This is a genomic window from uncultured Campylobacter sp. (genome assembly GCF_938045225.1).
Lineage (GTDB): Bacteria > Campylobacterota > Campylobacteria > Campylobacterales > Campylobacteraceae > Campylobacter_A.
Window position 1 is genome coordinate 1 of the sequence record NZ_CALINL010000111.1, and the last position, 4,333, is coordinate 4,333.

Below are 4,333 nucleotides of genomic sequence, written 5' to 3' on the forward strand. Positions count from 1 at the left end.
TTAAATTAGAAGACACTAACAAAACAAATAACATATATTTAAAAAAATATTCATGGGATGACCACGGATATCAAACCTCGTTTTATATATGGAATAATGGAAATTATATTGGAACAGCTAAAATAGCAAAACTAAATCAAAATAAAAATGAGCACACTGCGGATTTACTGGAGAAGAGTTTTGATAAGTTAGATGATGATTTTTTCTCTGTTATACGCTTTAAAAAAGATGAGATAGATGAAGATACTAAAAAGGCATTGAGGTTTTTATTGAATGATATTAGTACTACTAATAAATACGATAATAACGAAATCATAAAAAAATCTTTAAAGAGAAGTTAGCCAAAAAAGGATACCAAATGACCCCAGATACTTCAGAAAACAAAATCCAGCAAAACAGCATAAATTTACTACAAAACTTAGGCTATAAATTTATAGGCAGAGAAGAAAATCTAAAGCTTCGCGGCGGTAAATCTAGCGAGGTTTTGTTTAGGGAAATTTTAACCCAAAAGCTTGGCGAGATAAACGGTTATGAGTATAAGGGCAAGCAATATAAATTTAGCCAAAGCAGTATATTAAAAGCAGTCGATGAGCTAGCGGGAGTTTCACTAAACGAAGGGCTAATGATCGCAAATGAAAAGATCACGAATTTGCTCTTGCTTGGCACTAGTCTTGAGGAAAATTTAGAAGACGGGACAAAAAGGAGCTTCTCTTTTAAATTTATAGACTTTGAAAATTTACAAAACAACGACTTTTACGTAACGGAAGAGTTTGAAGTAAGCAGGATAAATCAAGGCGAGGCGCAAAAACACAGAAGACCCGATCTTGTGCTTTTTATAAACGGTATACCCATAGTCGTAATCGAGCTTAAAAAATCAAGCGTGAGCCTTGAAAACGGCATAAAACAGCTAGAAAAAGAGCAGGGCAAAGATGAGATAGCGCATCTTTTTAAATACATCCAGCTAACTATCGCCGCAAACGGAAGTGAGGCAAGATACGGCACAACTGGCACGCCGTTTAAATTTTATAGCGTGTGGAAAGAGCAAGAAGGTGCAAATGAGAGCCTAAACGGCGCGATAAAAGATAGAAAGATAAGCACGCTTGATACTACGCTTTTTGCGCTTTTATCTAAAGATAGGCTACTAAGGCTAATTAGGCACTATATACTGTTTGATAAAAGGATGAAGAAAGTTTGTCGCTATCAGCAGTTTTTTGCGATAGAAGAGACGCTAAAGCGAGTGTCGGCGAAAAAAGATGGCGCAAGAGTGGGTGGACTCATATGGCACACGCAAGGAAGCGGCAAGTCGCTCACGATGGTAATGCTAACAAAGCTTTTAAAGCAAATTTATATAAACTCAAAGATCATTGTAGTAACTGATAGGATAGATCTAGATGGGCAGATACACGAAACCTTTGAAAACACGGACGTAAAAGCAGGGCGAGCAAGTAGCGGAAGCGATCTGATAGAAAAGCTACAAAGCGGCGTTAGCGTGATAACTACGCTCGTGCATAAATTTGAAAAGGTGAAAAATCAAAAGGTAGTGATAAGAGATGGCGATATATTTGTGCTAGTGGATGAGAGCCACCGCACGCAAGGCGGCGATCTGCATAAGGCTATGAAAAAGGCGTTGCCTCTTGCTTGTTATATAGGATTTACCGGGACGCCGCTTTTAAAGCGTGAGAAAAATAGCTTTGCTAAATTTGGCGGAGAGATACATAGATATACGATAGATGACGCGGTAAAAGATGGGGCTGTTTTGCCGCTACTTTATGAGGGGCGATACGTGGGCCAAGAGGTGCTTAATGCCGATGGGCTAACTAGGAAATTTGATCTCATATCAAGAGAGCTAAGCGATGAGGCTAAAAGGGACTTACAGCAAAAGTGGGCGAGGTTTGAGCGTGTGGCATCAAGCGAGCAAAGGCTAGAGCTAATAGCGGTTGATATAAATGAGCACATTAAAAAGACTTTGAAAAAAAGTGGCTTTAAAGCGATGCTGGCAACGCAAAGAAAATATGACGCTATAAAATATCATGAGATATTTGAAGAGTACGGAGAGATAAGGACTGCTTACGTGATATCAAGCAACGAGCACGAAGAGCTTGAGGGTGGGCATAAAGAGTATGTCGCAAAGGCGTGGCAAGAGACGATAAAAGACTACGGCAGCGAGGAGGCGTATCTAAAGTATGTAAAAGACGAATTTGTTAACGGCGACGAGATAGATCTGCTTATCGTTGTGGATAAGCTTTTAACGGGATTTGACGCACCAAGAGCAAGCACACTTTATATAGATAAACAGCTAAAAGAGCATAATCTGCTCCAAGCAATAGCTAGAGTAAATAGGCTTTATGACGGAAAAGATTATGGCTACATTATTGATTATAGAGGGCTTTTGGGCGAGCTTGATGAGGCGCTTACTAGCTACGCGTCGCTAAGCGGTTTTGACCTAGAGGATCTAAGCGGAGCCGTGATAGACGTAAGAAGCGAGATAATAAAGGCAAAGACCTATTATACTTATTTAGACGATCTTTTTAGCGGTGTTAAATTTAAAGACGATCTAGAAAGCTACGTGGCGGTTTTAGAGGACGTGCAAAAAAGAGATGACTTTAAAGAGTGGCTGTCGCAGTTTGCTAGAGCTTTTAAACTAGCGCTTTCGAGTGAGAAAATTTGCGATATCTTAAGCGACGAGGAGATAAAAGCTTATAAGCAAAGAGTTAAATTTTATAACGAACTAAGAAAGGCGGTGCAGCTAAGGTATCACGAGGCTTGCGACTTTGGCAAATACGAAGCACAGATGCAAAAGCTGCTTGATACGTATGTGAGCGCAAAAGAGGTCAATGAGCTTACAAAACTCGTGAATATCTTTGAAACGGAATTTGATGACGAGGTACAAAGAATCGAAGGCAAAAATGCAAAAGCTGATACGATAATCAGCGCCGTAAGTGCGGTGGTAAAAGAAAAAATGGAGTCAAATCCGGCGTTTTATAAATCAATAGCCAAACAGATACAAGACGTCATCGACGAGTATAAGGCTAAAAGACTTAGCGAAGAAGAAAAACTTGCCAAAGCAAAACAGCTAAAAGATCTGATAACAGGGGCTTTAAAACCAAATGAAGATAGATATCCAAAAGAGTTTAACGGCAAGGAAATTTTATTTGCCATTTATGATAATTTGCTTGATATTTTGGGCGATGTGGGGCTTGCGGATGTCGAGACGGTCGCTAAAAATTTGAGCTTGAAATTTTATGAAATTTATGAAAAAGCCTCTAAAAAACCAGAATGGCACAAAAATATGGACGTGGAAAACGAGATAACAAGCGCGATGGAAGACGCTCTTTGGGATGTAGAGGATGAATACGGCGTATCTATCGATGATAAAGAGAAAATTTATCAAACTATCCGTGGTATAGGGATAAGCTTTTATGCAAAGTGACGTAAAAATCATCAAAAAAGATGTAAAAAATATCACTTTAAAAGTTAGGCCAAACGGCGAAGCGATACTAACTGCGCCAAATTCGGCAAACGATGAGCATATAAAATTTATCATGCAAAAAAGAGCCCAGTGGATAGCGCAAAAGCGGGCGTTTTTTGCTTCGTTTAAGATGCCACAAAAAGAGTATGTAAGCGGCGAGGATTTCAGGTATCTTGGGCGAAGTTATAGGCTAAAAGTGGTGCAATCTAAGGAGGAGTGCGTAAAGCTTCAAAGGGGTTATCTAGAGCTATTTGTAAAAGATAAAAGCGACCTAAAGCGAAAAGAAAATTTGATTTATGAGTGGTATTACGAAAAGGCGACGTTATATTTTTTTAACATCTTGCAAGAGTTTAACAAGATAGTAAAACAAGATATCAAAAGCATAAGAATAAGGCAGATGAAGACGAGATGGGGGAGCTGCAATTCCTATAAATCATATATAAATTTAAATATAGAGCTTATCAAAAAGCCAAAATCGTGCATCGAATATGTCGTATTTCACGAGCTAGCTCACTTGCACTATCCAGACCACTCAAAGAAATTTTATGATTATTTGAGCCTTTACATGCCTGATTGGCAAAAACGAAAGGAAATTTTAGAGAGAGCCGTGGCGTAAAATATTTTTGCTACCTGAGTTTTCTAAAAAAGCGTAAGAAATATGATTTTGCCGAGCGGTTAAGTTTTCGGAAAAAATGCGCAGGTAAAACTCTCCGCGCTCCAGTGCCTAAAAGCGCAGTCGTACGGATCGCTCTAAAAAGGGCGATTCCGCTTAAAATTCGACTCTATTTATATAATAAAAGGCTCAACGAAACTTAATACAAATACAAGGAGCATTAAGTTACGATGAGTTCGATGAAAAATAAA

General features: G+C 38.7%; 3 protein-coding genes. All 3 read left to right on the forward strand.

Annotation, left to right across the window (positions count from 1 at the left end; genetic code table 11):
* On the forward strand, positions 1-341 hold a 341-nt coding region (locus tag Q0200_RS04445; protein WP_297938226.1), incomplete at its 5' end, for a hypothetical protein.
* A 17-nt stretch (positions 342-358) separates the two neighbouring features.
* A complete protein-coding gene (locus tag Q0200_RS04450; protein WP_297938228.1) occupies positions 359-3,430 on the forward strand; it encodes a type I restriction endonuclease subunit R in 3,072 nt (1,023 codons plus the stop codon).
* A complete protein-coding gene (locus Q0200_RS04455) occupies positions 3,420-4,085 on the forward strand; it encodes a SprT family zinc-dependent metalloprotease (protein ID WP_297938231.1) in 666 nt (221 codons plus the stop codon). The genes Q0200_RS04450 and Q0200_RS04455 overlap by 11 nt, the downstream gene beginning before the upstream one ends.
* Positions 4,086-4,333: the final 248 nt, after the last annotated feature.